Origin of the sequence: Streptomyces sp. URMC 123, assembly GCF_051386515.1 — a bacterium.
GTDB lineage: Bacteria > Actinomycetota > Actinomycetes > Streptomycetales > Streptomycetaceae > Streptomyces.
This window is the reverse complement of sequence record NZ_JBPQTV010000559.1, coordinates 1-2,082: the sequence shown is the minus strand read 5'-3', so window position 1 is coordinate 2,082 and position 2,082 is coordinate 1. Positions and strand designations below refer to the sequence as shown.

Genomic DNA, 2,082 nt, shown 5'->3' with positions numbered 1-2,082 from the left:
CCCCCACCCCCGCGTGGAACGCGCCCACGGCACCCACGGCGTGCACGCCGCCCACGGCATCCACGCCGAGCCGCGCTCCGAGCACCCCACGTCGAGCGTTCTCGTGGCCATCGGCGCGCTGCTGCTGGGCATGCTGCTCGCGGCCCTCGACCAGACCATCGTCTCCACCGCGCTGCCGACGATCGTCAGCGAACTCGGCGGCATGGACCACCTCTCCTGGGTGGTCACCGCCTACATGCTCGCCTCCACCGCCGCCACGCCCCTGTGGGGCAAGCTCGGCGACCAGTACGGGCGCAAGAAGCTCTTCCAGACGGCCATCGTCATCTTCCTCGTCGGCTCCGCGCTCTGCGGCATCGCCGGCAGCATGCCCGAGCTGATCGCGTTCCGGGCGGTCCAGGGCCTGGGCGGCGGCGGCCTGATGGTGCTGTCGATGGCGATCGTCGGCGACATCGTGCCGCCCCGGGAGCGGGGCCGCTACCAGGGCCTGTTCGGCGCGGTGTTCGGCGCGACCAGCGTCCTCGGGCCGCTGCTGGGCGGCCTGTTCGTGGACCACCTCAGCTGGCGCTGGGTGTTCTACATCAACATCCCCATCGGCATCGTCGCGCTGCTCGTGATCGCCGCCGTGCTGCACATCCCCGTGCACCGCACCCGGCACACCATCGACTACCTCGGCACCTTCCTGATCGCCTCGGTGGCCACCTGCCTGGTGCTGATGGCCTCGCTCGGCGGCACCACCTGGGCGTGGGGCGACTGGCGGATCGTCGGGCTGGGCGTGCTGGGCGCGCTGCTGCTGGTGGCGTTCGTGGCGGTGGAGCGGCGCGCGGCCGAACCCGTACTGCCGCTGAAGCTGTTCCGCTCGCGGACCTTCACGCTCTGCTCGGTCATCGGCTTCGTCGTCGGCTTCGCGATGTTCGGCGCGATGACCTATCTGCCGACGTTCCTCCAGGTCGTGCACGGCGTGACGCCGACCATGTCGGGCGTGCACATGCTGCCGATGGTGGCCGGCATGCTGCTGTCCTCGACCGCCTCCGGCCAGCTCGTCAGCCGTACGGGCCGCTGGAAGGTCTTCCCCGTCACCGGCACCGCGATCACCGCCATCGGTCTCCTGCTGCTGCACCAGCTCAAGGAGACCAGCTCCACCTGGGAGATGAGCGCCTACTTCGCGGTGTTCGGGTTCGGCCTCGGCCTGGTGATGCAGGTGCTGGTGCTGGTGGTGCAGAACGCGGTGCGCTACGAGGACCTGGGCGTGGCCACCTCCGGCGCGACGTTCTTCCGCTCCATCGGCGCCTCCTTCGGCGTCGCCGTCTTCGGCACGGTCTTCACCGGCCGGCTCGACGACAAGCTGGCCGCCGAGTTCGCGGGCCGGCAGCTGCCGCCGGGCGTGGACCTCAAGGCGCTGGAGACCGACCCGCGCACCATCGCCGAACTCCCGGCGGCGCTGCGCCCGGACGTGCTGCACGCCTACTCCGTGGCGATCACCGATGTGTTCCTCTACGCGGCGCCCGTGGCGGCCGTCGCCTTCGCGCTGGCGTGCTTCCTCAAGGAGCAGCCGCTGCGGGGCTCGGTCACCTCGCCGGACATGAGCGAGACCCTGGCCCACAACCCGGTGGAGCGCTCCTCGCACGACGAGGTGGCGCGCGCCCTGTCCGTCCTCGGCAGCCGGGAGGGCCGCCGCCGCGTCTACGAGACGATCACCGAGCGGGCCGGGTACGACCTGTTGCCCGCGGCGAGCTGGCTGCTGCTGCGGATCAACCGCTTCGGCTCGGCGGAGCCCGCGCTGCTGGCCGAGCGCAGCATGGTGCCGCTCACCGTGATCACCGCCGCCGCCCGGCAGGTGGAGGAGCGGGGCCTGGCGGTGCGCGAGGGGCTGCCGCTGATCCTCACCGACCGGGGCCGGGAGGTGGCGGCGCGGCTGGCCGCGGCGCGCGAGGAGTCCCTCGCCGAGCTGCTGGGCGACTGGTGGGGCCCGGACCGGCCGCACGACCTGCGGGAGCTGGTGCAGGAGCTGACGAGGGAGCTGTGCGGATCGGACCGCGAGCGCCCCCACGACTCCTCGGCGGCCAGCCGCGCCGCCACCTCCCG

At 72.5% G+C, this 2,082-nt stretch carries 1 protein-coding gene; it reads left to right on the top strand.

The features are described from left to right. Positions 1 to 40: 40 nt before the first annotated feature. A partial coding sequence (locus ACSNOD_RS30705) for an MDR family MFS transporter (RefSeq protein ID WP_436770355.1) occupies positions 41 to 2,082 on the top strand: 2,042 nt, incomplete at its 3' end.